Genomic DNA, 24,031 nt, shown 5'->3' with positions numbered 1-24,031 from the left:
AAGCGGTGCAGATTAAGGTACAAAAAACACACAAAAGCCCGATATCAAATAAAGGTAATATTGGAGCATAAAATCTGCACCGTTTTCCCTATCCCTTAGCAAATGTAAATCCGCAAAGAGCGCAGCGATTTTGCGGCATAGCAAACCATAGCACCAAAATGTAGGGGCGAACATCGTTCGCCCGTTGGCTTCACAACCTTGTATCAGAAAACAAAAAAAACGGACGCACCTCGGTGCGTCCGCCAAGCCTCAGTTATTTACTTGCAAAAATTCTCAATGTATCTGTCGATACACTGTGCCACGATCTCAGTAGCGTGTTCACGATCCTTAACATCATCGACCACAGTGTCCTTGTGTTCAAGTGCCTTGTATACCGAGAAGAAATGACACATCTCATCAAAAATGTGCTTAGGCAGCTCTGAAATGTCCTTATATATGTTGTATGTAGGATCATTGAGCGGAATGCAGATTATCTTCTCGTCAGCCGCACCATTGTCAAGCATGGAGATAACGCCTATAGGATAACAGTCAACCAAAGACAAAGGTGCAAGCGTTTCCGAGCAAAGCACCAGTACGTCCAACGGGTCGCCGTCCTCTGCATACGTCCTAGGGATAAAACCATAGTTTGCAGGATAGTGGGTCGATGTGTAAAGTATCCTGTCCATTCTCAGAAGGCCCGTGGTCTTGTCAAGCTCGTATTTTACCTTTGAGCCTTTTGGTATCTCTATTACCGCCGTGAATTTTTCCTTTGTTATCACCTTTGGTGAAATATCATGCCAGATGTTCATGTACATTCCTCCTGTATTTTCATTCAGCTTCGTACATACCCTCAGACTTCAGATTTTCAGGTATGTCAAAAACCGTTTCGCCGTCCGCCTCAACGCATGAGATACAACCGGCGTTGTCCTCGTTTATCAAGTCCCACAGTGTTACAACTTCATCTTCACCCACAACGTCTATCCCAAGTCTGTCAAAAAGCTTCTCAAGCTTCTTTGGATTGCGTGAGTATATCTGAAATTCCTGATAGTCTGTGAAATATATCTCCTCGTCATTCTTGTGCGAGCCAAATCCAAATCTCGATACTCCGTCATTTACAAGCACAGTGCCGTAACGCTTCATTATGGCAAGGACGACCTCTTTCGTGCAGTTATCAAGATAATAGGTCTTGTATCCATCTCTCTCGCTGTCAGGAAGCTCCAGAAAGAAGAATATAGGCTCAGCGAGCTTCTCTATCACACCGCAGGCGACCTTCGCCATGATGTCACAACTCAGCACACCCCTTATATTATCCCCCTGAATGTGGCAACAGGACCTCAGCTTTTCCGCTCCGCCCACAGATACGCCCTGACAGAGGGTAAAATTATCTTCCATAATATCCTCCGTAAAATAGTTTTATTACCAATAGTATAAACCATTTTCGCAGATATTTCAAGTATAACCTATGAATTTACATTAAAAGTTTACGGCAGTACAGCCTTTCAGCCATACCGCCGCTAGAAATCACAAAATCCAGAAAAAGAACAGCGTTCTCACGCATATTTCGCAAACAGCCTGTTACTTGCCTCTCTGCTCAATAATGCCGATCATCTCGCCCACATCTTTCATACCCGAAACTTCGCCCATTTTGAATCTCATCTTGAACTCGTCCTCCACCGCACCGATAAGAGTGATATGCTCGATAGAGTCCCAATCCTCGATATCATCAGCCGTGGTGTTCTCGTCTACCTCCAAAGTATCATCATCAAAAACATCTCTGAAAACATCATCAAGTCTTTCAATTATCTCGTCCTTGCTAAGCATAATGCTCCTCCTTCACCTTTATAACAGTATTTTTATCCTCATACCCCTCAACTAAAAGCCGCCAAGCCGTGTTGCCCTCTTCGTCCTGAGATATCTTCTCAAAGCCGAAGCTTTCATAAAGCCCTGCCACCATTTTATTTTTCGCCGTAGGGTAATAATGCCCGTATATCTCTCTTATGCCACGCTTTTTCGCCTGTTCCACCAGACTATCCAGCATAGCAAGCTCCATATCCCTTTTCAGCACACGGCATGACATCAGCCAAAGCTCGATATCAAGCCTGCCCTTGTCCTCGCTGTCTGTCTTTCCGATAGTCACCGCCACAACGCCGTTGTCACCGAATTTGTCATAAAGCTTTCCATACAGCCTTATGTATTCATCAGAGTTATAGACCGCCTCCATTTGCTCCGCAGTGTATCTCTTTGTGGTGAGATTGAACTGATTGCTCTTGTTGGTGAGCTGAGTTATCCTTTGCAGATACAAAGGCGAAAAATCCCCTATCTCCGCCGTCATTTCAAGACTCAAAAGATAATCATGATAATCCGCAAACCTGCTCTGCGCCTTTGCACGCTGAGCGTTCGCCCTGTACATATCATTGCGTTTGAGATCGTCCTCCGACAGCGTAACAGTTTCAAAATATCCCGAACGGTCAAGCACTCTTATGTAGTCCGTGACCTCCCCTATCTCAGGCACAGCCGTTCCCCCAAGCTGTCCCCTGACTATTTCCCTCTCCGCAGGGTTATCGTCCACAAAAACAAACGCCTCAGAAAGAATGTTAAGCTCCTCCGCCGTGTCAACGATATTTTTGTCCTTTGGAAGCCAGTTGGCTTTTATCGCCACAAAATCATCAGGCCTTAGCATGCCCTCAGGGTGGGAAAGCCCAGCCAAAGCGTTCTCTTCCTCGTTTTTGGAGCATACCGTCAAAAGCACGCCCAAGTCCTTGTGCGCCTTAACATACTGCTGAAACTCAAAATAAGCCATTGCCTCAGCCGTTTCCTTGCCTATCTCGAGATTTTCCACACCGTCGTCACCAACGATGCCGCCCCAAAGAGTGTTGTCAAGGTCAAGAGCCAGCGCCTTTTTATTCTTGCCAAAGATAGCCTTTATAATACTCGCCACCTGAAAAGCCAGCTCAGGTATAGCCTCGATATTTAGGGCATATTTGTAGAGATACCAATACTTCGGCTCGCTCCACTTTTCAAGCCCATATGCCGCTGATAGCCAGTTTATATCATTGAGATAAACCTCAGGCCTCTGGGCTATCCTGTCATACAAAGCCGAATTGAGCCTTGTGACGAAGTTCACCTTTCCACGCCTGTCGGAAGCATCCATGTTTCCCATAAGGCGGAAAAACGGAAGCTCAAAATTGTTCTGTATCACAGGACAGCCGAAATGCTCTTTCACTCCGTCCCAAGCCTGAGAAAGCCTGTCAAGCTCAGCGTTCAACCCCTGCTCTATCTCCTCTTCACCCGACCTGGGGGTAGGTGAAAAGCTGAGGTTTCTAAGGCTCGTGTGTATATAAACGATATCAGGTTTAAAGCGGTCAAGCTCCTCGTTTGAGAACACAGCGTCCTGCCAGAACTGTCCGTATTCCGATCGATAGAACTCACATTCAAAGCCCATGTCAAGCAAAAACAGCTCCAATACCGACACGATATCGTCCGTAGTCGAGCCGCCCAGCACAGCCACCCTCTTTTTCAGCCGCACCGCTCCGTCGCCCAAAAGCTGCCTTTTCAGCGACCTTTTCTTTTTCATTATAAACCCATTGTCAAATGGATACTCCAACTCTTTCATTCTTTTTTACCTTCTCTTAAATAACTCTCAGCCCCTATGAGCCTATCACTTCTTCCTGCTGTACCTAAAATCGCAGTATGGTGCACCCTCAGCAATAGTTCCCGTCCTAACGAGTTTCATGTTCATCATGTCCGCCAGCACAAAATCCATTCTGCATATGTAAGCCGCCAGCTCAGGACACCCCTCGTCCTTGCAAAGCTTGCACGCCCCACATTCGTGATAATCATACCCAAGGTCATATTCACCATTGCCCGGCAGAATATCCACCACCCAGTCGTTTTCATATAACCTCTTGTGACTGTCCTCCGACCATTTCAAACGCCCCGGCATCTTCTTAGGGTCAAGATAGCTGTCCACATCACCCATGACCTTGTGAAAAAGCTTTGAAGCGCAAAGCCCGTCACGGAATATCTCGTAATTCTCCTCCGCAGACTTCCCGGTGCTCCTGTTCATCGCAATGTAATAGCTCGCCATAATGTACGAACTCAAAAGCTTTGACTTACCAATATCCTTAGCCCTCGCAACTATCTTCCCATGTTCTTCCTCTATCTTCTTAGCCACCTCTTTAGGAAAGCCTCTCCTTTTAAGCTCCGCCTTTACCACACTGTGATAAAAGTGAAATATCATCTTCACACTAAACGTATTTTCCATATTTTCACCTTTCTATCCGTTAAACAACACCAACTCTATTCCCGATTATCCATATTGTAAATAACGCAAGCAAACCCGGCTATCACCGCAAACAGTATCGCACCGCCCATTTCCTCCTGCAATGCTGCCCCGACAAAATAGCCAGCCATAGCCGCAAAAAACATGATAACAACAGCCGCCACCGTCCTAAATTTTTTCATAACGCTCAACCTCCAGCCTATCTCATATTATCCAAAGCCATAAAGTGAAATATCATCTTCACACTAAACGTATTTTCCATATTTTCACCTTTCTATCCGTTAAACAACGCCAACTCTATTCCCGATTATCCATATTGTAAATAACGCAAGCAAACCCGGCTATCACCGCAAACAGTATCGCACCGCCCATTTCCTCCTGCAATGCTGCCCCAACAAAATAGCCAGCCATAGCCGCAAAAAACATGATAACAACAGCCGCCACCGTCCTAAATTTTTTCATAACGCTCAACCTCCAGCCTATCTCATATTATCCAAAGCCATAAAGTGAAATATCATCTTCACACTAAACGTATTTTCCATATTTTCACCTTTCTATCCGTTAAACAACGCCAACTCTATTCCCGATTATCCATATTGTAAATAACGCAAGCAAACCCGGCTATCACCGCAAACAGTATCGCACCGCCCATTTCCTCCTGCAATGCTGCCCCAACAAAATAGCCAGCCATAGCCGCAAAAAACATGATAACAACAGCCGCCACCGTCCTAAATTTTTTCATAACGCTCAACCTCCAGCCTATCTCATATTATCCAAAGCCATACGGCAAACCTCGTCCGTTAGCTTCACCTTACCCAAACCTACAGCACACAAACCACAAACCAGTACACATAAGGTACCAGCGTCATAACAATATCATAAACTGCAAGAATTTTTCCCGACAGAGCATGACCATTCGCCGTACCCTTTTTCCAAACCAACAAACTGTACAGCACGCTCACCGCAATATGTATCAAACCACAAGCAAAAATTATCCAATGAAAAACATCGTCCTGAAACTTCCCCTCACTGCCTGTCAGCTCAAAGCTAATGATTACCACCCAGCCCAAAAGGTCATTTCCCAGACCGCTGATAACATGAGCCGCTATAGCCAAAAATTTCTTCATAAGCATACCCCCTATGCCAAAAGCATCTATTTTTTATTTTCTGATAACTCACATTTTATCATCATCCTGCACAAAAATCGCCCCGCAAATTTGTGCAAACAAATGATTTATATTTTAATTTGGCAACATTTCTGCAATTGTTGCATTTTTTATGCAACAAAAGTGGTGATTTTCGGGATAAGTAGAAAGCGTTTTGATACTTGCGGGCACGTACAAGCCCTGCGACTTAGTGAAACCGAGGTGAGTTTCTGGAACAGGCTGTAGAGAACTTGTGTCAAAACGTGGGTGTGCATTGCGGTATTTTGTGTATACGCAACCAAGGGCATAATACCCAATGTCGCACCCCGAACGTAACTTGAAAATTGAATAAAAAAACGACTAAACCCACAATCTTACGGCTACACACCTGTAGGGGCGACCTCTGGTCGCCCGACAAACCTTGCGTTATCCGTACAACATACGTCAACAATGTGTGTTATCCCCAACAACATTTATGTTTTCACAAACCATGTAGGGGACGGCGCCCCCGACGTCCCGACCCCTCGACAGCCTTTGTCCCCCTACAATTCTGAAATTATAACAAATTCTAAACACGGACGAACGCTGTTCACCCCTACAGATATTCGGGATAGTTTATTCCTCCGCAAAATCGCTCCGCTCTTTGCGTACCTACGTTTTGCTATGGACTAGAAAGGCGGTGCAGATTTAATTCTCCAATATCACTTTCATCTAATATCTGACTTCTTTATGCTATTTTTCATTAAATCTGCACCTTGTCGGCTTGCGCCGAATGAGGCTCTGCCTCATACTCCGCTAGGGGCTTTGCCCCTAGACCCCACAAGCCCTCTAGCGCCGGGCTTGAGCGTGCGCTTTATCTCTCGCTTCGCTCGGTGCTTTATTTTACTTTATGCTTGTAATTTACTTTGGTCTGCTATGCTCATTCCTCATTTCTCATTCCTCACTCCTCACTTAATCCACTCCTCACTTAACTCTACTGTATCCTAATATTATTCAAACAATCCACCTTACTAGGCGTTGAACAGCTCGTCAACGATATTGCAAACAGCAGGTCTGTGCAACCCACTTCTTTACAAAAATCAATAGCGTTTATATCAAAATATCTGAAATCACAAACATAAATTTTCGAGAAGCCATGGGTGAAAAATGGTATCAGAGCATTTCCAAAGCTGTCTTTGAACACCACAAGCACTCTGCCATTATCCACGCCCGTATCTATCTCAGCTATCTCCTGATCCACGTTGAGTATCGCAGAATAGCAGTTCACGCCCTCTGCATAGTCAAAAAACAGCGTAGACTCCACAGGGTTTTTAAACTCCGTATCATAATACTTTACCGTCAGGTCATCATTATTGTCAGGCTTATAGTAAATAAACTTGTCAGGATATTTCTGAAGCTCGCTGTTGTAATTGCTGTAAGCATACATCGTTCCCACAAAGCCGTCTATCTCCCATTTATCGTAGGTATCAAGGTCTGGAAAATCTATTCCCGACTGATCGGCAAAAACCTGCGCCGCATAATATGCTCCCAAAGGCTGCCAGTGATGATCCGTTCTTGAGTAGATATATTCCTTTGTATGCTCAGCCAGAGCGTCATAAACATCGGTGTTGATTATTCCGTTAAGACCTGCGGCAATGTTGTCGATATTGTCTTTCTGATCTGAAACAGCGTCCTTGAGATTGTTCGGCATATAATAAGCCGCCGAAGTCGGGATAGACATATTGTATACGTTCACGCTGTCCCCAAGGTCAGCCTTCCATTTGTTTATGGTGTTCGCATACTTGTCGCCGTTCTCGAACGTGCCATAGTATGCACCCATTGCACGGACGTTTTCGCCCTTGCCGGATACTATAACGTCACCCTCCCACTGACCGTCGTCAAGATTATCAGGCACGTCAACTACCTTTTCGCTTTCAGTTGATTTTTTCGTAGTTGTGCTTGTGTCGGTGGCCTTTGTATCCGCAGTGGTGGTGGTCCTCGAACCTGTAAAAGCCGTTACAGTTGTTGTTTTTGCGATCTTATCCTGATCCAGCTCTTCTTTTTCCACCGTTTTGAAGTCGCCCGTTATAACAGTATCGTTGAGCTTTATTCCAAGCATATTCGTGAAATCAGAGCAGAAAGATTTAAGCTTTTCTCTGTTTGGAACAGTGTCGGTAAAATATTCGGTTATTCCGCTTGTGAAGTCACCGTCAAAATATGATGACAGCGAAAATTTCGGAAAAGTCGCAAGGTTTCTGTTTTCTGACTGTATAAAACCGCTTTCACGCTTCATCACAAGCAGTGCCGCAAACACGCCGAAAACAATAAGCAGGCAAACAACAGAATTTATAACATTAAACTCCAGCTCATGAATATTGTTTTTCTTAGCCTTTTCACGTTCCTCACGACGTTTTTTTGCCTTTTCGATGCCTTTTCTGTAAGCTTCCTCTGCCTTAGCGTCGCTTTCTTCTTTTTCCACAGGATCAGGTTTCGGCTCAGATTTAGGTTCAGCCTTTTTTTCAGCTTTCCTGACAGGCTCCTGCTTCTGAACAGGCACTCTGACATTTATTGTTGCCTCTACCCTGCTGGGCTTCTGAGCATTCTCAGGCTTTTTCTCAGGGCTTCTCTTGTCGATTATCTCGACCCTTTTTCCTGCGATAACAGGGCCTTTATCCTGTGCCGCTGCGTCATATTCCCTATAATAGCTGTCAGGGATCTTCAGCACGAAATTCTTCTTATTCGGCAGCTTTTTCACAGTTCCGTCTGCTGAAACTGCCACAGATATCTCTTTTTTAGTGCCGTTTATGTGATTTTTCTCTTTGGAAAATGGAATAATGACCTCATTATCAGAAGCCTTTTCCTCAGCATTTTTCTCCTGAGCTTTTTGTACAGACTGAGAATTTTCAACTTTTTCAGCTTTTTTCAATGCTTCTTCATTATCATCATCAGTATTTAGCCATACGCTTTTCTTTGGCTTCAAAACAGGCTCGTCCGTCCAAATGCTGTGGCTGAGAGCCTTGTTTTTTCTGACTATCTTTTCTACTATCTCGTCATGGACAGTGGAGCTTTTCTCCGTTTCGTCAACTTTTGCCATGCTGACAGCTTCAGGCTTTTTCTTTTCCTCGCCTATAGGCTTTCCACCGAAAGTAACGCTGTCAAGATACTCTGTATAGGCTTCTGAAAGAGCCTTTGTATCAGGCAGTTTGAAGTCCTTTTCAAAATCTTTATTATTTGCCATACTCTTTCACCTGCCTAAAATCTGAAATACAAGAACGGATTGTTTGTTGTGTTCACAAGCAGAACGCTTGAGAGAACAAGTATCGCCGCATTGCATAGGATACCTGCTGACTGCATAAAATAGGCTGTACCATTTGCAGAGAGCGCCTTTTCTTTGATCTTTGGTATAACAGGCATTGTGAAAAGCACTGCCGCTGCAAAAAGCCAGATATTGTTCATGAAAAGGTGCTGTGTAACTGTGTCGGTCAGCTTGTTTCCATTTGCTCCAACAAGTGCCTTGAAGAACGTACCCAGCGAGCCAAGGTTCTCAAAATAGAATATTCCAAAGCCTATGAAAATAACAAGCTTTGTATAGATATGTGCAAGGGGTACAGGCATTTTCTTCATGCGCTTTTTGCCTATGAGCATTTCAAAGAATATGAACATTCCATAGTAAAGTCCCCAGAAAACAAAGTTCCAGCTTGCGCCGTGCCAAAGTCCTGTGCAGAACCATACAAGGAAAAGTCCTCCGTATTTTCTTCTTTTGCCGAAGATAGGGAGATAAAGCACATAATCTCTGAAAAATGAGCTAAGGGAGATATGCCACCTCTGCCAGAACTCTGAGATAGTTTTGCAGATAAAAGGATATTTAAAGTTCTCATCAAAGTGGAAGCCGAATATCCTGCCAAGACCGATAGCGATATCTGAATAGCCTGAGAAGTCAAAATAATACCACAGACCCACAAGAATTGCGCCAAGCCATGTGCCTGCCACAGAGAGGGTCTTTATATTTTCATAGCCGTTTGAAGCAGAGCCGAAAAGGGCTGTTACAATGGTGCTGAGATTATTTGCGATAATGACCTTTTTACCAAGTCCGAGGATTATTCTTGAAAAGCCGTCGGAGATATCCTTGGCGGTGGTCTTTCTTTCGTTTATCTCCTCGCCGATAACGGAGTATCTTACGATAGGTCCTGCAACGAGCTGTGGGAACATGGATACATACAAAAGAAATCTGCCGAAGTTTTTCTGCGGCTTGACCTTGCCCCAATAGCAATCGACGGTATAGGAAATAGTCTGGAACGTATAGAAAGAGATACCGATAGGCAAAACGATATTAGGCACCGGTATGCCTAGACCGAACCAATTGTTGAGATTTTCCACAAAGAACGCCGTATACTTGAAACCGAACAGCACTCCAAGGTTAAAGACAAGCGACCATGCAAGCGCCGCTTTTGCCTGCCAGCCTTCGGGGTGTTTTTCTATCACACGACCATTTATGTAGTCCACAAGGGAGGAAACTATGAGGATACTCACCCAGACAGGCTCGCCCCATGCGTAAAAGATAAGTGAAAACACCACCAGCACTGCATTTCTTATGGCTGTACTGCGTGTGATAAAATAGCATATCAGGCACACAGGCAGGAAAAAATACAAGAAAAATAGATCTGCAAATACCACAACAAAACTCCTAACAAAAATTGATAAAACAGCCATTGTCGGCTTATTCCGACAAAAGGCGATACACATTTAAGTATATCACTGAACACACTAAAAGTCAATTAAAACAGAGGTCTGCGGAAAGTTTTTCGGTTATGCACAAAAAAAGCCGCACAAATTGTACGGCTTAGAATAATATGAAAATTTATTCTTTACAAATTGAAAGGGCAAGCACAAACGGGACGTCGGATTTCTGCAAAGCAGAAATTGCACCGCTCCCCTACAATAACATTGATAGTATTTATCAATACTTTATTTTCAGGGTCTTGCCCGGAACGCTCACGCCGTCTGACAGAGTGATAGGGAGCTTTTGCTCCTCAGAGAAGCCGATAGTTTCGCCGTCTTTAAGCTCAACGCCCTCAGAAAGCACATACTCGGAGATAGAAAGCAAAAATCCAAGCAGGTCGTTAGGCTGTTTTGGAGAGTCAACTATCTCCATTTCCTCATATCCGAAAAATCTCATGCCTGATGTGAAAGCGCAAAGACCTGTTTTAGCAAGATACATACCTGTGTAGATAAGAATAGGCATCGGATACTCGCCGTCTTTGATAGTTTCAGCAAAGTTCACATAGAAATTCTTCTCATAAACTGTCGGGTCTTTATAGATACCGATAGCGTTATCGAGCTTGAGCAGAGAGCTTGCCACCTTTGCAAAGAGGATAGCCTGCTCAACAGCGCTTGTTTTATTCATTACAGCGAGCATAACGTGCGCCTGATGCTTAGCGACCTCGTTTGCGCCCTCTTTCCAGAGAATATTATACTTTGCCGCATTTTCAGCTTCCTTGTTAGGAACTGGGTTAGGCATAAGTGAGCAAGCGACCACCATATCGCCAACCTTGAATACCATAGCGTTGTCTTTTACATCGTCCTGCGGAACGATGTTCCAATCGTCTTTCAGAAACTTTTTAAATCTGAGCCAATCCATGTTAGCGTCTGTGTAGAGAACGAAGCCTGCAAGGACGTTGCCTTCCTTTTTATCGTCCTTGGTTTCCTGAACGTTTTTGTTTTCTTCTGACATTTTGTTACCTCCATAAGATAAAGTCTGTTGAGGTCATTATAGCACACTTGGGGAGAAAATGCAACAGGGGGAGGTAAATGAGGAATGAGGAGTGAGGAATGAGGAATTATGGTATCGCCTGCGGCGATGATTTTTTTTTGTCCTTTCTTTATCGCCCTTCCCCTTAATAATTTGTATACCATGTACCTGACAAAAACGCCGTTCCGACTTCTCGTCAGAACGGCGTGGTTATTATTCTGTTACCGCTGTTTCCTCAGCCTGCTGAGTTTCAGGCTCGTTGAAAGGCAGCTTCACTGTTATGGTAGTTCCCTTTTCAAGCTCGCTTTCAAGGGATATCTCACCGCTGTGATATGCGACTATATGCTTTACTATAGAAAGCCCTAAGCCTGTGCCGCCTATCTTCTTGGAACGGCTTTTATCAACTCGGTAAAAACGTTCAAAGATTCGGCTTTGATGTTCGTCGGATATACCTATGCCTGTGTCGCTGAACACTGCCACGGCTTTGCCGTCCTCTATGCCGACCGTTACTTTCAGGCTTCCGCCCTCATGATTGTACTTTATGGCGTTGTCCATGAGATTTAAAAACAGTTCTGTGATGTAGCTCTGATTGCCGTATATCTGAACAGGTTCGCCCTCAATGGTCATTGTGACCTCTCTATTATCTGCCTTGTGACGGAGTATCTCCTCTACGTCATGGGCGGTTTTCAGCAGGTCTATCTTATCGTTTAAAACGTGTTCCTGCTCCTCTATCTGGGAAAGCCTTATAATATCGTTTATAAGATACAAAAGTCTTTCGCTTTCACGATATATCATACCGCCGTATTTCTTCACGTCCTCTTCCTTGGTGAAAATGCCGTTTTCAAGAAGCTCGCCAAAGCCTTTTATGGTGGTAAGCGGAGTTTTAAGCTCGTGAGATACGTTGGCTGAGAAGTCACGGCGTATCTGCTCGCTTTGTATCTCCTCTGTTACGTCAACAAAGAAGATTATGATACCAAAATCAAGGGTATTTTCGCTGTAGACCTTATTTGCAAAGGTACGGTAAAAACGGCTTTTTTCTGTGATGATACCTTTTGCTGCACCGCTTTCCTTGGCTTCTTCAAGCAGACCTATGATCTGCTGATCGTTTGTCATATGGTCTATCTTGGTATGCTCCGTAGGATCAAAGCTGTTGCCGAGAATTTTCAAGGCACTCTTATTTACCGAAAGCACTGTCATGTCCTCGTCAAGAAGTATCATGCCCTCAACCATATTTTCAGTGATAAGTGATATTTTTTCTCTCTCTGCCTTTATTTTATTCATGTTCTTATGTATTCGTCCCATAAGAACGTCCGCATTTTTTATGATAGGTTCAAGTTCTTCATAAGGCGTTTCAAACTGACCGATATTCTCGTTCCTCAGGTCAAGCTGTTTTACAAGGGAATTTATCGGCTTTATCATGCTTTCTGAAAGCTTTATGGAGATTATGGTGGTGATAAAGATTATTCCTCCTGCGAACACCACCAGCATTGGTATCACTGCAAGGAACACCCCTGCAAGGTTTTCCTTATCTGTAGAAAATCTCAGCACACCGCCGTCATATTTTATGGCATAATAATATGTAGTATATCCAAGGGTTTTGGAAAATCTTGTGAATTCGCCCTCGTCATTTGCCATAGCCTCTTTGAACTCTTCACGGTCGGAGTGGTTTTCCATTTTGGCGGGATCTGCTTCAGAGTCATATTTTACATTGCCCTGTGCGTCGATAAAGGTGACACGGACATCATATTCTACTGATCTTTCCAAAATATCAGCCATTTCTGAGGGTTTATTGTTTCCTGCGGCAACGAGCTTTGCAGCGGATTTAAGCTCATTTTTAGTGAAACGCTGATAGGTAGAATATCCAAGAGAGCCTGCTACTAAAAGGAAAAACAGCACTGTACATGAAACAAGTATCGTCATGACTTTATAGAGTTTTTTCTGCATATGCTGTTCCTCCTTATCTGAAAATTTTTATATTTTGTAGCCTATGCCACGGACTGTTTTGATAAGATCCGTACAGCCTGCGGATTCAAGCTTTTGTCTGAGGGTCTTGATGTGCATATCAACAGTTCTTGTTTCCCCTGCAAACTCATAGCCCCAGACCATTTCCATAAGCTTATCACGGCTCACGGCTATGGACTTATGGCGCATAAGATACATCAAAAGCTCAAATTCCTTATAGGTCAAAACGACCTCCTGACCGTTATAAGAGCATATACGTCTTGAAGCGTCAAGGGATACGCCCTGTTCTTCTATGACATCGGCTTCGGCGTTCTGCTTGCCTGCACGTCTTAAAACGGCTTTTATTCTTGAAAGCAGTTCCATTACGCCGAACGGCTTTGTTATATAGTCGTCTGCGCCCATTTCAAGACCTGACACCTTATCAAGCTCGCTTGATTTTGCGGTGAGCATTATAACAGGGACGTCCTGAGTGTGGCTGTCTTTTTTGAGCTTTGAAAGTATGGAATATCCGTCCTCGTCAGGAAGCATTATGTCAAGGAGCACCAGCGAAGGCTCTTTGTTTCTTATCTCTTCATAAAACGGTTTTGCTTTTGGAAATGCTTTCACCTCATATCCGCCTGATTTAAGCGCGCAGGATATAAGCTCTCTTATTCCGTCATCGTCTTCTACACAATATATAAGTGCCATAGATCTTACCCCTTTTCGTTAAAACTCTTTAGCAGGCAGAGCGTATTTCTCGCTGTAGCGCTTGACCTGTCCGTCAAAGCCCTCGCCTGAATTTTTAAGCATCTGAACATACTCGTGGACGTCAAAGCTTTCGTCGTTTTCCTGTATAAGGCAGACCGCTATATTTGAGCAATGGTCTGAAACTCTTTCCAAATTTGTGAGCAGGTCGGAGAACACAAAGCCCATTTCTATGGTACACTCGCCTGTCTGAAGCCTTTTGACATGGCGGTTTTTAAGCTTTGTTCTTATCTTATCCACCACTTCCTCAAGCGGTTCAACTCTTGTGGCAAGCTCCAGATCGTGCTTTTCAAAGGCTTCCATGGCGATATCCAAAACATCTCTTACGGCACTGCACATGACTTTTACTTCGGCTGTTGCCTGTGATGTGAAATTCAGATCCTTCTGCTGTTTTTCCTCGGCAACGGACACCATATTCATGGCGTGATCGGAGATACGCTCAAAGTCGCCTATAACATGAAGTATAGTTGAAACTGACTGAGAATCCTTTGCAGAAAGATCTCGGCTCGAAAGCTTTACAAGATATGTGCCGAGTCTATCCTCATAGAGGTCGACAGCTGCTTCATTTGCGGCTATCTGCTCTGCCTTTTCCTTATCGTACTTATCGACGCAGATGCTCATTGCCATGTCTATGCTTTCTTTTGCTATCTCGCCCATGCGGTTTGTAAGCTCTCTGCACTTTTCAACTGCAAAAGAAGGTGACTGGAGAAATCTTTCGTCAAGAAGCTTGAACTGCTCTTCGATATTGTTCTTATTTTCCTCCCCCTCTTTGTCTTTGACAGTGAGGTAGGCAAGCTTTTCAAGGACTTTGATAAATGGCAGAAGTATGATAGATGTTGACAGGTTGAATATAGTATGCACAATAGCTATCTCCTTTGCGCCAACAACTCCGTCAACGAACGAGAAGCCGATAAAGGCATTGAGCAGATAGAACACTGTCAGGAAAAGCAGTGTTCCTATTATATTAAAATAGAGATGTACGACTGCCACACGCTTTGCGTTCTTGCTTGTGCCTATTGATGAAAGCAGTGCTGTTACGCAAGTACCTATATTCTGTCCTAAAATTATAGGAAGCGCTGAGCCGAAGGTTATCGCACCTGTGGCTGAGAGAGCCTGAAGGATACCAACGGAAGCAGATGAGGACTGAATGATAGCGGTAAGAAGTGCGCCTGCAAGAACGCCCAGAATAGGGTTTTTGAACCAGAGAAGCACTTCTGCGAACTCAGGAACGTCTTTAAGAGGTGCGACTGCACCGCTCATTGAGTCCATTCCGAACATGAGCACTGCAAAGCCCACGAGTATAGATGCGATATCCTTTTTCTTATCGTTTTTTGAGAACGTCAGCATTGCAACGCCTATTATCGCAAGGATAGGCGAGAACGAGGACGGCTTGAGCATATTGATAATAAAGCTGTCGCCGTTAAGTCCTGACAAAGACAATATCCACGCTGTTACGGTAGTACCGATATTTGCGCCCATTATAACGCCTATGGCGGAATGGAGCTTCATGATGCCTGCGTTTACAAAGCCCACCAGCATTACTGTAGTGGCTGAGGAGGACTGAATGACCGCTGTTACAGAAAGTCCAAGCAACATTGCCTTGATAGGGTTTGAGGTGAGCCTTTCAAATATTTTTTCAAGCTTTCCTCCTGCGAGTTTTTCCAGCCCGTTACCCATTACATTCATTCCGTAAAGGAACATTGCAAGACCGCCTATAAGGGTCAGAACATTAAAAATCGTCATACTGACACTCCCTGATAATAATTTTACACTATTGTTACAATGTTTACAATGAACATTATACAACATAATTGTAAAATAACAAATCAGGCTGAGTAAAATCTGAGTAAAATCGTACAAGAAGAGCAAAAAGGCGGTATTTCCGCCTTTTATAATGATATTTTACATGATCCTTTCTGTTTTATGGACGCCTGTTACGGAGAATACCACCCATTCTGCGATATTTACCGCATGGTCACCGATACGCTCGAAGTATTTTGCCACCATGAGGGTATCTATAGCTTTTTCACCGTTTGCCTTATCGGCTGCTATCTCGTCGATTATCTTATCCTTGGTCTTTACAAAAAGCTCGTCTATTTTATCGTCAGAGCTTATGACCTTTCGGGCGAGGTTCTCGTCGTCGTTCACATAGGCGTCGATAGCGTCGTTCACCATTTGTGTGGCGGCTCTTGCCATTTCACTGATATCGCTAAGATCCCATTTCTGCTTTTTCTTTATAAGCTGGATATTCAGATCTGCAATATCTGCTGACTGATCGCCAACACGCTCGATATCGGTTATCATTTTAAGTGCAGCGGACACACGTCTGAGATCCTCGGCAAAAACAGGCTGCTGCTGCAAGAGCAGGTTAAGACAGATCCTCTCTACCTCACGCTCCGCCTCGTTTATCTTGGCGTCAAACTCCACCGTTTCACGGGCAAGCTTTGTATCCTGCTCTTCAAGAGATTTTATTGACATTGCGATTATCTGCTCTGTCATTGCTGCCATAGAAAGCAGCTTTTTATTAAGCTCGCTGAGCTTATTGTCAAAATTCGCACGCATAGATATTTCTTCCTTTCACCTATATTTCCAAAGCGTTTATCCGAAACGTCCTGTGATATACTCGAGAGTTTTCTGTTCCTTAGGATTGGAGAAGATACGCTGAGTTTCGTCGAACTCGACTATCTCGCCATGGAGGAAAAAGGCTGTTTTATCGGATATACGGGTCGCCTGCTGCATATTATGGGTGACGATAACGATAGTGTAATTCTTTTTAAGCTCTGTGGCAAGCTCCTCTATTTTGATAGTGGAGATAGGGTCAAGGGCTGATGTAGGCTCGTCCATAAGAAGCACCTCCGGCTTTACGGCAAGTGCTCTGGCGATACAGATACGCTGCTGCTGTCCGCCTGACATACCCAGGGCGGACTTTTTAAGTCTGTCCTTGGTTTCGTCCCACACGGAAGCCTGACGGAGAGTTGTTTCGACTATCTCGTCAAGGTCGGCTTTTTTCTTTATGCCGTGAGTTCTTGGGCCGTATGCGATATTATCGTAAATAGACATCGGGAAGAGGTTTGGTTTCTGGAAAACCATTCCCACACGCTTTCTAAGCTCGGTTATTTCCATATCTTTATAGATATTCTCCCCGTCAAGGGTAAAATCGCCTGTTATCTTACAGCCCTCTACAAGGTCGTTCATACGGTTGAGGGACTTAAGAAGAGTGGATTTTCCGCAGCCTGAAGGGCCTATGAATGCGGTTATTTCCTTTTCGGCTATGGACAAGTTTATATTTTTGAGAGCCTGAAAATCTCCATAAAAGAGATCGCAGTTTTTCACCTGCAATTTTGGCTGTATCATTTATTAGTTTCCTCCTTTGGAAAGCTTTCTGGCAACAAGGGACGCAAGTCCGTTAAGAAGCAGGACTACTGCCAGCAGGACAACTGCTGTAGCGCTTGCTTCGTTCATATAAAGTCCCTCGTTTGAAAGTGAATACATATGGATAGAAAGGGTACGTCCTGAGTCTGTAAGGCCTGCATACTTGGCGATAGTTCCTGCGGTATAGATAAGGGCGGCTGTTTCGCCGAAAATTCTTCCCATTGCAAGGATAACGCCTGAGAGGATACCGCTTATTGAAGGAGGCAGGACGATAACGAAGATAGTTCTGAGCTTTCCTGCACCAAGTCCGTAGCTGCCCTCACGGAAGCTGTCGTCTACAGATTTCAGCGCTTCCTCGGTAGAACGGATTATGAGCGGAAGCACCATTATTGCCAATGTGCAAGCGCCTGAGAGCATGGAGAGCTTCCAGTTAAGGGCAAGCACAAAGAACATATTTCCGAAAAGTCCGTACACTATGGACGGGATACCTGAGAGTGTTTCTGTAGTAAGTCTTATGACTCTGACGAATTTATTGCCTTTCTTTGCATACTCAACGAGATATATTGCGCAGAATATGCCCAGAGGTGCGGCTATTGCCAGGGACACCAGAAGCATTTCAAAGGTGTTCACGATAGCGGGGAGCATTGACACATTCTCGGTGGTATAGGTCTTTGCGAAGAGGGACGGTTTCAGATAAGGAACGCCCTTTATCACCACATAGCCCACGATAAGAACGAACACGCTTATGGTAAGCACAACTGCTATTTTGGTTAGGATATTAAACACCAATGACATGGGGTGTGTTTTATAGGTTTTCATTCTGTCTGACATTTTTATCACCCTTTATCCTTTCTGTTTGTGACAAGGTTAAAGCAAAGGTTCAGAAGAAGAATGAACACGAACAGCACAACGCCTGTTCCGATAAGAGCGTCATAGTGAAGTCCCTCGGCGTAGCTCATTTCGATTACGATATTGCCTGTGAGGGTACGGACGCTGTCCAGGAGGGAGTGTGGAATGATAGTGGAGTTTCCTGCTATCATGATGACTGCCATTGTTTCGCCTATTGCTCTGCCCACTGCAAGGATAACGCTTGCGAGTATGCCTGACTTTGCGGCAGGGAAAACGACTGTTGCAACTGCTCTTTCGTGTGTTGCGCCAAGGGCGACTGCGCCCTCATAGTAACTGTCAGGAACGGCTTTAAGTGCGCTCACGCTCATGCCCACGATAGTAGGAAGTATCATGATACCGAGGATAATGGAAACTGTAAGCACGCTGTTTCCTGTTCCGCCGAAAAGGTTTCTTATGATAGGAACTACAACTACCATGCCGAAAAAGCCGTATACAATGGACGGTATGCCTGCAAGAAGATTTATTGGAGGCATGAGCCACTTGAAAAGCTTTTTAGGACAGAATTTTGCCATAAATATCGCTGTTAAAAGTCCAATCGGCACACCGATCATTATTGCTCCTGCGGTGCAGTAGAGAGAGCCGACTATCATAGGGAAGATACCATATGAAGCAGGGACGTTTCTTGGGCTCCAGTCTGTTCCGAAGAGGAAGTTTCCAACACCTATTTTTGCGATCGCAGGACAGCCTTTAGCGAACATGAAGATACATATTACTATTACTGCCGCAACTGAAACGCAGGCGCAAAGGAAAAACAATGCTTTCATCGCTTTCTCAAGCAGGTGGGAACTTTGTTTTGCTGTTGGCTTCTGAGCGGCTGTATTCGCTGACACCGCTGTGTTTTCCGTCAACGTAATTATCACCTCTGAAAATTTTTCACTTGTTTTTTGCTCAGACAAAGGGGGCGACAATTTGCTGTGCCGCCCAAAGTTTTGTCTTGTGCAAATCTTTATGGAGAATTAACTTGATAGCTTATTTGCTTTCGTCAGACCATGTTGTCTTTGAGCCTGTATAGATAGCCTTTATCTCGTCCATTGTGATATCTTCAACTGCGTTATCCTTATTTACGATAACTGCGATAGCGTCCTGAGCGATAGTTACAGACTTGATACCCTGTGAAAGCTCGTCGTCTGAGATATCTCTTGAAGCCATACCGATATCAGATGTGCCGTTGATAGCATCCTTGATACCTGTTGAGGAGTCTGACTGCTGAACGTCTACTGTTACGTTTGTGTTTGCCTTCTGATATGCTTCTGCAAGCTTTTCCATAACCGGTGTTACTGATGATGAACCGCTGACTACTATCTTACCGGAAGCGTTGTTTGAAGCGTAAGCTGCTGCGCTCTTGTCGATCTTTATATAGCCTGCCTTTTCGATGATATCCTGACCATCTGAGCTGAGGATATAGTTCTCAAAGTCCTGAGCGGCGTCTGAAAGTCCGTCTTTAACAGCGATATTGAAAGGTCTTACTATTTTATAATCACCGCTTTCGATAGTTGCCGTAGAAGGCTCAACGCCCTCTACTTTAAGAGCCTTTACTGTATCGTTCAGTGAGCCGAATGAGATATAGCCGATAGCGTTCTTATCTCCTGACACCTGAGTAAGCACAACGTCTGTTGACTTACAGATAAGAGCGTCTTTCTTTGTGTTATCGGTCTTGTTGCCGTTAGAGTCTTTTTCCTCGATACCTGTCAGCTCGATGAATGCGCCTCTTGTTCCTGAGCCGTCCTCACGGGAGATAACTGTGATCTTATCTGAGCTTCCTCCGCAGCTTGCGAGCATTGTGGCTGCAAGTGCAACTGATGTAAAGATCGCTGCCAGTTTTGATGTTCTTGTTTTCATGATATAAAACCTCTTTCTTATACTTGCCCTTTGGGCTTTTTGATTTGCACCTTTTCTCTCTGCACCCTGTGTGCAGGTCTTCATGTTATTTCTATTCAGGTGATATACTTATGATACATCAGCATTGTAAAATCAGTAACCGAAGTAAAGTAAAGTCATTGTAAGATGTTTGCAAAGGAATTTACACACAAAAACGGGCTTTACACTGCTATGCACAATGTAAAATACTTTTGTATAAACAAAAAGTGCGTTCTCACAAGGAAAACGCACTTTGTAAAATCGGTGATATTCTATTTAAAATCAGTAGCTCTGTACAAGTACAACTGAGCCGTCTGCCTTATTATATGCGGCGCTGTAGCCATGACCGTCTTCTGTAAAGACGTAATAGTACATGAAGCCTGCGTCCTCAGTTCTGTATTCATATGAAGACACCTTGCCGTCTATCTGAGCTGTGATAGCGGCGACAGCCTTTGCAGAATCTCCGCTCTCGGCTGATGTAGTTGTTGTAGTTTCGTCAGGCTTTGAGTCTGCTGTAGTTGTGGTAGTTGTTGTAGTTTCTGTATCTGAGGCAGTTGTTGTGGTAGTTGTCGTTGTTTCTGTATCAGGTGCAGAAGTTTCGGTGGCTGGTGTTGAGCTTTCGTCAGCCGGCTGTGAGGTAGTGGTATTTGTGTCAGCAGAAACTGCACTGCTCTCGGTATCGACGAACACGCCTCCCTTACTGTCGTCATCAGCGGCAACAGCTGTTTTTGGCTTTGTAGTAGTAGTGGTCTTATTATTTGTTCCGCCAAAACCGAAGATCTTATAGCCTGCAACTATAGCAAGAATGACCACCACAAGTATACCCACTGTGATAGTGGCAGTAATTGCAAAGAGCTTCTTTCTGGAAGCGTCATCGTTATCCTCTGTATCATCATCGGAATAATCGTTTTCATCGTCAGAATAACCGCCATTATCATAATTATCCTGATAATTCTCAGAGCCGTCATTATTATCATGGCTATCAGCTATTGGTGTGGAGAAAAACTCTGTAGGCTCTTCCGGCTGTTTAGGCACGGTAAAGGCTCTTGTTTTCTCTTCATACTCCTGTGCCTCCTGCTTTGTGAACACTCTTGTTCTGTCAGCATCGTCAGCAGAGGTGAAATTCTGTTCCTCCTGCTTGCTGTCTTCCGTAACAGGCGTGCTTTCGTCTATAAGCAGGTTATGGCAATACTTACAGAGTATTGCTTCTTCGGATATTTCCTTATGGCAAAAAGGACATTCCTTTGTTTTCATTTTTACTTTCCTCCCGAATATTATCTGTTAAATATAATGATAACACAAACCATTTTAAAAATCAACAGGTTTCACCAAAATATCATCAAATTATACCATTCTTTTAAAAAAAGGCTCTTTTATGGACATTATTTTTGATGTTTTCGTATGATATCACGGTATAATTTGTTGAAGAATGACATTTGTGTCGCTTTTGAGCAGGGTGTAATTGTGCAAGTATACAAAGTGATAAAAAACCTATTGACAAAACGGGCATTGGGGAGTATAATAATTAAGCTGTCTGATGACGCAGACAAATGCTTCACAGAAACATCTATGAAGCTCAAGGCACACAAAGCTTGGAACTTTTCCGTGGCTGGAGACTTTTCCCCACCGTGTGCAACGTCAACTACGAGGCGTAACTCAGTTTGGTAGAGTGCTTGGTTTGGGACCAAGATGCCGCAGGTTCAAGTCCTGTCGCCTCGACCACTTTATTAAAAAAATGAAAACAAAATAAAAAGTGCTTGACAAGTGCTTGGAGATATGATATAATAGATACCGTCAGTTCGACAGATCAAGCAATACAAGCTGGTGTAGCTCAGTTGGTAGAGCAGCTGATTTGTAATCAGCAGGTCGGGGGTTCGAGTCCGTCCACCAGCTCCATTATTTTGTTTTCATTCATATGGGAGAATTCCCGAGTGGCCAAAGGGGGCAGACTGTAAATCTGTTGCTTCTAGCTTCGGTGGTTCGAATCCACCTTCTCCCACCATACTTGTGCAATAAAATAGATGCACACCTCGAAAAGCTCGTATTTACGAGCTTTTTTTTGCGTTTTGAGGGTAAAAATTTCAGGTGTAAAACCGTGGATGCTTTTTCGTAAAAAAAGGATCTGAACCCTCAACAATTAAACATCGTCAAACAAAACGGCAGACTTTGAGCAGATTTTGCTCTGAGCCTGCCGTTTTGTTATGAAAAAAATTCACAAAGTTTTAAAGGCTGTTTTGTCTATTGTCACGAATTTAAGTGACGATGATAGAACAGCCTTTTTTTCATTTGTAGAAAAAGGAGGAATATATAATGTATTACGATCACAAGAAAGTAGAATGGCTGAAAGAACGGTATCCCGAAGGGACTCGCATCTGCCTTAACAGAATGAATGATGATCCATTCCCTGTTGAGTCTGGTACTCTTGGCAGGGTCGATCACGTTGATGACATCGGCACTTTGCATTGTATCTTTGACAACGGCAGAACGCTCGGCGTGATCCCAGGCGTGGACGATTTTCACGTTATCAGAGAAGGATCGGAACAAACCGAGGAAGAAGAAATGAATATGTCAATGTAACGGTCAAGTTAAGAAAGCTTGGCCGTTTTTTATTGCAGAAAGGAACGTGGTAAATGATAAAATATTTCGATATCTTTGCAGGTATCGGCGGATTCCGTTCAGGACTTGAAAAAGCAGGAGGTTTTGAGTGCGTCGGTTATTGTGAAATAGACAAATATGCAAAGAAAGCATACGAAACGTTGTACGATACAAGAAACGAGGTGTATTACGATGATGCAAGAAAGATCGACCCTAACGAACTGCCCGATCTCGACCTTATATGCGGAGGATTCCCTTGCCAAAGCTTTTCGATCGCTGGAAAACGGAAAGGATTCAGCGATACCCGAGGAACTCTCTTCTTTGAGATCGCCAGGATTGCCGCCATTAAAAAACCTAAGTATCTGCTCCTTGAAAATGTTCCCGGACTGCTATCGCATAACGAAGGCAGGACGTTTGCGACCATCCTTAGTACGTTGGATGAATTGGGGTACGATGTCGTATGGGAAGTGCTTAACAGCGCAGATTTTGGTGTACCCCAATCCAGAAAAAGAGTGTATATTTGGTTTTGTCAATATCACTTGACACATTTTATTCGAACAAGAATTATGCAACGAGAAAGATATGATCATAGTAGAGCTTTCTTCGGGCTGCCGGAGGCAGACCACCGTTGGCGGTGCAGATTCTTCTGTTGGCCCAGTAACTCATAAAATATCTCCAGATCATGGTCTTCAACTCTTTCATAGTGTAGTTCTCCGGCTTGTCCTCACGGCTGTAGAACAGCTCTTCTTTCATTCTTGCCCACATACTTTCACAGCGTGCATTATCATGACATCTTCCACCGGCACTGTTCATGCTTTGAATGATCCCATATTTCTTTACAGCAGCTCGGTACTCTTCGCTTGTATACTGACTGCCCCTGTCCGAATGTATGATACAGCCTTTTATATCAGGATATGATTTGTTTGCGTTTTCAAGAGTATGGCAGCAGAGCGAAGCTCTCATATTATCTTCAATAGCTATCCCCAGCGGCATCAGATCAAAGCAGTCAAATATCGCTGAAACATAGAGCTTTCCATCCTTTGCCTTCACCTCGCTCATGTCGGTCACAGCTTTTTTCAAAGGCCTGTCTGCGTAAAAATCACGTCTGAGAAGATCATCCGATTTTTGAGCAAGCCGATCAGCTTTGGTTATCCCGTTTGGCTTTCTGCGAGGCTTGTGTATCAATCCTATCTGCACCATGACCTTGCGTACAGTAGTTTCACATGGAATGTCAATGTCAGTTTTCCCGGCATCCTTTCTCTGCTGCAATGCAAGATACATACGCTCTCTGCCGTAGCAGTCATTATATTGGTCTTCTTCGTGGATCTTCATCATTTCATCTGCAAGTGCCTGATACTTCCAGGGGGCGTTTTTATGGCTGAGATGATCGTAAAATGCTTGTCTTGTAACCTCTAAAGCCTTGCAGTAAAAACTGATCCTTCCTGTGATCCTACCGTC

24 protein-coding genes and 3 tRNA genes are annotated in these 24,031 nt (G+C 44.0%); 5 read left to right on the top strand and 22 right to left on the bottom strand.

The features are described from left to right. Positions 1 to 257 precede the first annotated feature (257 nt). The 21 genes from RBI_RS01485 to RBI_RS13875 all read right to left on the bottom strand — a co-directional run bounded on the left by RBI_RS01485 (position 258) and on the right by RBI_RS13875 (position 21,232). Complete coding sequence (locus RBI_RS01485; protein WP_038670519.1) at positions 258 to 788, bottom strand: inorganic diphosphatase; 531 nt, start codon at positions 786 to 788, stop codon at positions 258 to 260. 19 nt (positions 789 to 807) lie between these two features. Then, positions 808 to 1,371, bottom strand: coding sequence for a hypothetical protein (locus RBI_RS01480; protein ID WP_038670517.1), 564 nt, complete (start codon positions 1,369 to 1,371; stop codon positions 808 to 810). Between the two features lie 183 nt (positions 1,372 to 1,554). Then, a complete protein-coding gene (locus RBI_RS01475) occupies positions 1,555 to 1,800 on the bottom strand; it encodes an acyl carrier protein (RefSeq protein ID WP_022288344.1) in 246 nt (81 codons plus the stop codon). Beyond that, positions 1,793 to 3,592, bottom strand: a complete 1,800-nt coding sequence (locus RBI_RS01470) for an HAD-IIIC family phosphatase (RefSeq protein WP_038670515.1) — start codon at positions 3,590 to 3,592, stop codon at positions 1,793 to 1,795. The genes RBI_RS01475 and RBI_RS01470 overlap by 8 nt, the downstream gene beginning before the upstream one ends. A gap of 45 nt (positions 3,593 to 3,637) precedes the next feature. Further along, positions 3,638 to 4,243 carry an L-2-amino-thiazoline-4-carboxylic acid hydrolase gene (locus RBI_RS01465; RefSeq protein WP_038670513.1) on the bottom strand — a complete coding sequence of 202 codons (606 nt, stop codon included), beginning with the start codon at positions 4,241 to 4,243 and terminating at the stop codon, positions 3,638 to 3,640. A gap of 35 nt (positions 4,244 to 4,278) precedes the next feature. After that, positions 4,279 to 4,443 carry a hypothetical protein gene (locus RBI_RS15015; RefSeq protein ID WP_167539803.1) on the bottom strand — a complete coding sequence of 55 codons (165 nt, stop codon included), beginning with the start codon at positions 4,441 to 4,443 and terminating at the stop codon, positions 4,279 to 4,281. A 115-nt stretch (positions 4,444 to 4,558) separates the two neighbouring features. Next, positions 4,559 to 4,723, bottom strand: a complete 165-nt coding sequence (locus RBI_RS15010) for a hypothetical protein (protein ID WP_167539803.1) — start codon at positions 4,721 to 4,723, stop codon at positions 4,559 to 4,561. A gap of 115 nt (positions 4,724 to 4,838) precedes the next feature. Next, on the bottom strand, positions 4,839 to 5,003 hold the full coding sequence (locus tag RBI_RS15005; protein WP_167539803.1) for a hypothetical protein: 165 nt from the start codon (positions 5,001 to 5,003) through the stop codon (positions 4,839 to 4,841). 79 nt (positions 5,004 to 5,082) lie between these two features. Further along, positions 5,083 to 5,388, bottom strand: coding sequence for a hypothetical protein (locus RBI_RS01460; protein WP_038670511.1), 306 nt, complete (start codon positions 5,386 to 5,388; stop codon positions 5,083 to 5,085). A 991-nt stretch (positions 5,389 to 6,379) separates the two neighbouring features. Further along, positions 6,380 to 8,623: a DHHW family protein gene (locus RBI_RS13880; protein WP_051706265.1), complete on the bottom strand. Its 2,244-nt coding sequence runs from the start codon at positions 8,621 to 8,623 to the stop codon at positions 6,380 to 6,382. 14 nt (positions 8,624 to 8,637) lie between these two features. Continuing rightward, the gene (locus RBI_RS01450) at positions 8,638 to 10,059 is read right to left on the bottom strand and encodes an MBOAT family O-acyltransferase (protein WP_038670509.1); all 1,422 of its coding nucleotides are present in this window, start codon (positions 10,057 to 10,059) and stop codon (positions 8,638 to 8,640) included. 283 nt (positions 10,060 to 10,342) lie between these two features. Continuing rightward, the gene (locus tag RBI_RS01445; protein WP_022287580.1) at positions 10,343 to 11,116 is read right to left on the bottom strand and encodes a DUF4261 domain-containing protein; all 774 of its coding nucleotides are present in this window, start codon (positions 11,114 to 11,116) and stop codon (positions 10,343 to 10,345) included. Positions 11,117 to 11,347: 231 nt separating this feature from the next. Further along, positions 11,348 to 13,078, bottom strand: coding sequence for an ATP-binding protein (locus RBI_RS01440; RefSeq protein WP_038670506.1), 1,731 nt, complete (start codon positions 13,076 to 13,078; stop codon positions 11,348 to 11,350). Between the two features lie 27 nt (positions 13,079 to 13,105). After that, positions 13,106 to 13,783 carry a response regulator transcription factor gene (locus tag RBI_RS01435; RefSeq protein WP_038670505.1) on the bottom strand — a complete coding sequence of 226 codons (678 nt, stop codon included), beginning with the start codon at positions 13,781 to 13,783 and terminating at the stop codon, positions 13,106 to 13,108. Between the two features lie 18 nt (positions 13,784 to 13,801). Beyond that, entirely contained in the window at positions 13,802 to 15,583 is a 1,782-nt protein-coding gene (locus tag RBI_RS01430; RefSeq protein WP_038670503.1) for a Na/Pi cotransporter family protein, read from the bottom strand. 159 nt (positions 15,584 to 15,742) lie between these two features. Then, positions 15,743 to 16,402: a phosphate signaling complex protein PhoU gene (gene phoU, locus RBI_RS01425; protein ID WP_038670501.1), complete on the bottom strand. Its 660-nt coding sequence runs from the start codon at positions 16,400 to 16,402 to the stop codon at positions 15,743 to 15,745. 36 nt (positions 16,403 to 16,438) lie between these two features. Further along, complete coding sequence (pstB, locus tag RBI_RS01420) at positions 16,439 to 17,194, bottom strand: phosphate ABC transporter ATP-binding protein PstB (protein ID WP_038670500.1); 756 nt, start codon at positions 17,192 to 17,194, stop codon at positions 16,439 to 16,441. A gap of 3 nt (positions 17,195 to 17,197) precedes the next feature. Continuing rightward, entirely contained in the window at positions 17,198 to 18,043 is an 846-nt protein-coding gene (gene pstA, locus RBI_RS01415) for a phosphate ABC transporter permease PstA (RefSeq protein ID WP_038670498.1), read from the bottom strand. Positions 18,044 to 18,048: 5 nt separating this feature from the next. Beyond that, positions 18,049 to 18,885, bottom strand: a complete 837-nt coding sequence (gene pstC, locus RBI_RS01410) for a phosphate ABC transporter permease subunit PstC (RefSeq protein WP_038672900.1) — start codon at positions 18,883 to 18,885, stop codon at positions 18,049 to 18,051. 205 nt (positions 18,886 to 19,090) lie between these two features. Then, positions 19,091 to 19,960 (bottom strand): substrate-binding domain-containing protein, encoded by an 870-nt coding sequence (locus RBI_RS01405; RefSeq protein ID WP_038672899.1) that lies wholly within the window; start codon positions 19,958 to 19,960, stop codon positions 19,091 to 19,093. A gap of 300 nt (positions 19,961 to 20,260) precedes the next feature. Continuing rightward, a complete protein-coding gene (locus RBI_RS13875; RefSeq protein ID WP_051706264.1) occupies positions 20,261 to 21,232 on the bottom strand; it encodes a hypothetical protein in 972 nt (323 codons plus the stop codon). 391 nt (positions 21,233 to 21,623) lie between these two features. Between RBI_RS13875 and RBI_RS01395 the strand changes: the two genes are divergently transcribed. From RBI_RS01395 to dcm, 5 genes are all read left to right on the top strand, one after another. Then, positions 21,624 to 21,700 (top strand) — tRNA-Pro (locus tag RBI_RS01395). Positions 21,701 to 21,798: 98 nt separating this feature from the next. Next, positions 21,799 to 21,874: transfer RNA gene (locus RBI_RS01390), tRNA-Thr, on the top strand. 21 nt (positions 21,875 to 21,895) lie between these two features. Further along, positions 21,896 to 21,980: transfer RNA gene (locus RBI_RS01385), tRNA-Tyr, on the top strand. A gap of 308 nt (positions 21,981 to 22,288) precedes the next feature. Continuing rightward, positions 22,289 to 22,555 carry a DUF4314 domain-containing protein gene (locus RBI_RS01380; RefSeq protein WP_038670496.1) on the top strand — a complete coding sequence of 89 codons (267 nt, stop codon included), beginning with the start codon at positions 22,289 to 22,291 and terminating at the stop codon, positions 22,553 to 22,555. A gap of 53 nt (positions 22,556 to 22,608) precedes the next feature. Continuing rightward, positions 22,609 to 23,241 (top strand): DNA (cytosine-5-)-methyltransferase, encoded by a 633-nt coding sequence (dcm, locus tag RBI_RS14420; RefSeq protein WP_437436333.1) that lies wholly within the window; start codon positions 22,609 to 22,611, stop codon positions 23,239 to 23,241. On the opposite strand, the gene RBI_RS01370 is transcribed toward dcm, so the two are convergent. Further along, on the bottom strand, positions 23,138 to 24,022 hold the full coding sequence (locus tag RBI_RS01370) for an IS3 family transposase (RefSeq protein WP_367576857.1): 885 nt from the start codon (positions 24,020 to 24,022) through the stop codon (positions 23,138 to 23,140). The two genes, dcm and RBI_RS01370, sit on opposite strands and share 104 nt — an antisense overlap. Positions 24,023 to 24,031 lie beyond the last annotated feature (9 nt).

Source organism: Ruminococcus bicirculans (ex Wegman et al. 2014) (genome assembly GCF_000723465.1).
Lineage (GTDB): Bacteria > Bacillota > Clostridia > Oscillospirales > Ruminococcaceae > Hominimerdicola > Hominimerdicola aceti.
This window is presented reverse-complemented; position numbering and strand designations above follow the sequence as displayed.